The organism is Fretibacterium fastidiosum (genome assembly GCF_000210715.1).
GTDB lineage: Bacteria > Synergistota > Synergistia > Synergistales > Aminobacteriaceae > Fretibacterium > Fretibacterium fastidiosum.
On sequence record NC_021038.1, the window covers coordinates 228,511 to 232,398 of the forward strand.

Here is a 3,888-nt window from a genome sequence, read left to right on the forward strand (position 1 = left end):
AGACGCGAATTGGTATGAACGCACCACTTCAAAGCGACCCCTCCGCCTCACTCCGTTCAGCACCTCCCCTTTCAGGGGAGGCTTTTACGTTTCCCCCCAAATCCACAGGTTGCAGCAGTTTTATCAAGGATCAAGCCCGTCATAGCACAGGTTAACCTGACTCTGACCTCTCACCCGTCAGGTGCAGCAAAAAACGCATAAAACCGCTTTCTGACGCACGTTAAAAACTTTGCCTGTGGGTTGGGGTTCCCCCCTGCCGGTTGACTTTTTTCCGCCTCCGCGTGCTATAATAACTCTGCGCAGGTCTTCGAGCCGTTCGGGCGCCCGGAGGGACGGAGGCCGCGTTGTAAGAGCGCAGGCCCGGAGCGCAAGAGGCGCTCCAGGGCGGGAACATCAGGAAGCTCAGCCGGAGGCAGGGAGCCGTGCCGGCATGGGCCAATGTCCGTATCCATGGAAGAAGCGGACATGTACAAACCGGGCCATCTGGCCCGGACAGGGAGGTCATTCGTATGTCTATGGTAGTTATGCACAACATCCCCGCTCTTTCCGCCTACAACACCGTCAACCGCACCAGCAGTTCGCTCCAGAAGTCCATTCAGAAGCTCTCCACGGGCCTCCGCATCAACAGCGCGGCGGACGACGCCGCGGGCCTCGCGATCAGCGAGAAGATGCGCGCCCAGATCCGCGGCTTGGACCGCGCGGTGTCCAACAGCCAGGACGGCATCAGCATGATCCAGACGGCCGAGGGCGCGCTGAACGAGACGCACAGCATCCTTCAGCGCATGCGCGAGCTGTCCGTCCAGAGTGCCAACGACACGCTGACGCAGCAGGACCGCGGCTACATCCAGCTGGAGATCGACCAGCTCCGCGAGGAGATCACGCGCATCGGCAACACCACGCAGTTCAACAAGAAGAAGCTCCTGAACGGCGACGCGGCGGTGCTGTGGAGCAGCGACAACCTGAACACGAAGGCCATCATCAACGGCGGCCTGCGCCAGATCGACCAGTTCGGCCAGAAGAAGGCCTCTGAGGGCAACTACAAGATCGACGTCAGGGCGGAGCCGGGGCAGGCCGAGGTGAAGAAGAGCGACATCTTCAAGATCAAGCACAAGGACGTCATCACGGACGTCACGCTGAACGCCGTGGCCGGCGCAAAGGGCGTGTCCGTCAACAACGTCCCTGCAGGCGACTACACAATTAACAAAGCCGCTGCCGCCGTGACGGACACTGCCCCAGCGCTCCAGGGCGCGTATAACGCGAAGAGTTTTCATGCCTCTGGTGCGCAACTAACTTTCAAGAAGATTACGGCTCCAGTTGCGGGTGCATCGGATGCCAGCATTACCGTTGCCGGCGTTAAAATAAACCTCACCAATCTTGTAAAGGACGATGAGCCCGGGAAGGTACGTGATAAGGTAGTGGCAGCGCTCACCACCAAGGAAGCCAAGCAGGAGTTCGCCAAGGCCGGGTACGCGATCAAGCTGAAGGAGAGTGGTACGGATAAGCTGGATATCGTAGCGGTCAAGACCGATGGGACTGATGCGTTAGGGAAGGGCGCTGGTCTGATTCAGTATACGCCGGGCGCTGTGACCCCGGCCGACGCTATTGACGTTGGCGATGGAACCAGTGGTCTCGACAATACCTTAGTTTCCATCGACGACCCCGCGAAAAAGACGCTGACGGCGACGAATACCAACGCCATTAACACGAACGCCAACATCCTGTTCGAGGTGACGAACGTCAATCACGACTCGGACTCCGTCACGCTGAAGGCCACGGTCTCCAAGCTTGGAGTGGACGGCAAGACGAGCACGGTGACGTATGAGGGTATCGTGCTGAAGGGCGGGGAGGCGCCGACGAACCTTGGCGACAAGCTGGGCCTTGGTGCGGCGGCGGCATTCACGCTAAAACTTGAAGGGTACGGCTCCTACGGTTTCGAGAAGGGCTCGAAGCTCGTCTACAACGTGTCCAAGGGCAATGATGGAGCCGACCCCAAGGCCGACGTCAAACTCACGGTTTCCGGCAAGCAGAACCAGGAATGGGATGGCAAGTGGGGCACCGATGTGACGCGCAATTCGGCGTCTTACGGTCTGAAGTCGGACCTTGTTAAAGGAAAGGATATCAGCTTCAAGAACTACTACCTGAACGAGAAGACGGGCGAGGTCATGGAGGGCACCGTGAAGCTGACACTAAACGACGACTTCGCGGCCACCCCGACCGGTGAGCTGGCCAAGTTCCACGCGACCTACGTGGGCGAGGTGGCCCGCGGCGACGTCAAGCTGCGGGACCTGGACAAGTTCTGGGACAGCCAGGGCGTGTTCTCCCAGAAGGACGCCAAGACGCTGACCATCACGCAGGGTGACGGCAAGCAGACGTCCGTGACGCTCTACGCCAACGACACGCTCAAGGACGTGCAGGACAAGCTGAACGCCGCCATCGGCGTGGGATTGGGGCAGGCGAAGTACGTTGACGGCGAGGGCGGCAAGCACTTCGTGGACTTCGTCGATACGGCCTCCGGCAACTCCGAGTCCGTGGCGGGGACGTTCGTCATCCGCTCCGTCGTGTCCGGCTCGGCGGGGACGATCAGCTTCTCCGGCGACGAGAACATCATCAACGCGCTTTCCCTGAACGTCATTCAGGACGCGACGGAGAGCAGCTACACCGTGTCCGTGAAGGACGCCCACAGCGGCGACATCGTGGCCAGCAACGTCCAGATCACGGGCAACCGGCTGTACGGCGTGGTGAACCCCAACGTGGACGTGGAGTTTGACGCCATGGCGGGCGTGTCGGCGAAGTGGGACAGCGCGCGCAAGGGCTTCGTCTACGCTGCGAAGGACTACAGCACGACGCTGCACCTGGCGGACAACACGACGGTGTTCCAGATCGGCGCGAACGAGGGCGAGGACATGGGCATCAACATCGGCGACATGCGCGCCCACGCCCTGGGCCTGAACGCGGTGCTGGTGACGGACCGCGAGAGCGCGGCGCGGAGCATCACGATCATCGACAACGCCATCGACAAGGTGTCCACGCAGCGGGCGAAGCTGGGCGCGTACCAGAACCGCCTGGAGCACACCATCAACAACCTGAACACGGCGGCGGAGAACCTGACGTCTGCCGAGAGCCGTATCCGCGACACGGACATGGCAAAGGAAATGATGAACTTCACCAAGCTGCAGATCATGCTGCAGGCCGGCACGTCGATGTTGGCGCAGGCCAACCAGCTGCCGCAGAGCGTCCTGACCCTGATCCGGTAGTTTTTCGTACGCCTGAGGGAAGGGAAGCGGCCTGAGGCGTGAAGCGTCAGGCGTGGGGGGGCGGGGGATCTGTCCCCCTCCCCCCTTTTACAAGGACGGCGTGTTCTGAAAACGTTCCCTTGAGAGCGCATCGAGAGCAGACGGAAAGCAGGGTGAGGCTATGCAGGTGAACCTGAGCGCGAAGGCTGTCCTGCCTGCCGCCCCTGAGGGCCTGCCGGCGGCGGGAGGCGGCGTCCCGGAGGGGGTGCGTCCCCCGGAGGCCGCGCAGGCTGCGCCGGACGTCCTGCGGGAGGACCCCGCGGCGTCCCCGGAGCGCGAGCCGGACCGTGACGCGCAGAAGGACGTGCTGGAGAAGGTACTGGAGGTGGTGAACCTCCTGGCGCCGGACCGGCACCTGAAGTACGAGGTGATCGAGGAGGCGGACATGGTGCAGATCCAGGTCGTCAACAACGAGGACGGCCAGGTGGTGCGCCGGATTCCCGCGGACGAGATCATCGAGATGGTGAAGCAGATCCACAAGGCGCTCAGCGAGCGCCTGGACGTGGTGGCGTAGCGGGCGCTTCGTCCGTTTCGCATTGATTTGCCGATTCAGCCGGAGGGGCGTCCCTCCGGCTGGTTGTTTTTCAGGCTGCCC

The 3,888-nt window shown here is 61.9% G+C and carries 2 protein-coding genes; both read left to right on the forward strand.

Going from position 1 to position 3,888, the window contains the following annotated elements; genetic code table 11:
- Positions 1 to 515 precede the first annotated feature (515 nt).
- Positions 516 to 3,254: a flagellin N-terminal helical domain-containing protein gene (locus tag SY1_RS01025; protein WP_015555891.1), complete on the forward strand. Its 2,739-nt coding sequence runs from the start codon at positions 516 to 518 to the stop codon at positions 3,252 to 3,254.
- Positions 3,255 to 3,414: 160 nt separating this feature from the next.
- Positions 3,415 to 3,807 (forward strand): flagellar protein FlaG, encoded by a 393-nt coding sequence (locus tag SY1_RS01030; RefSeq protein ID WP_015555892.1) that lies wholly within the window; start codon positions 3,415 to 3,417, stop codon positions 3,805 to 3,807.
- Positions 3,808 to 3,888 lie beyond the last annotated feature (81 nt).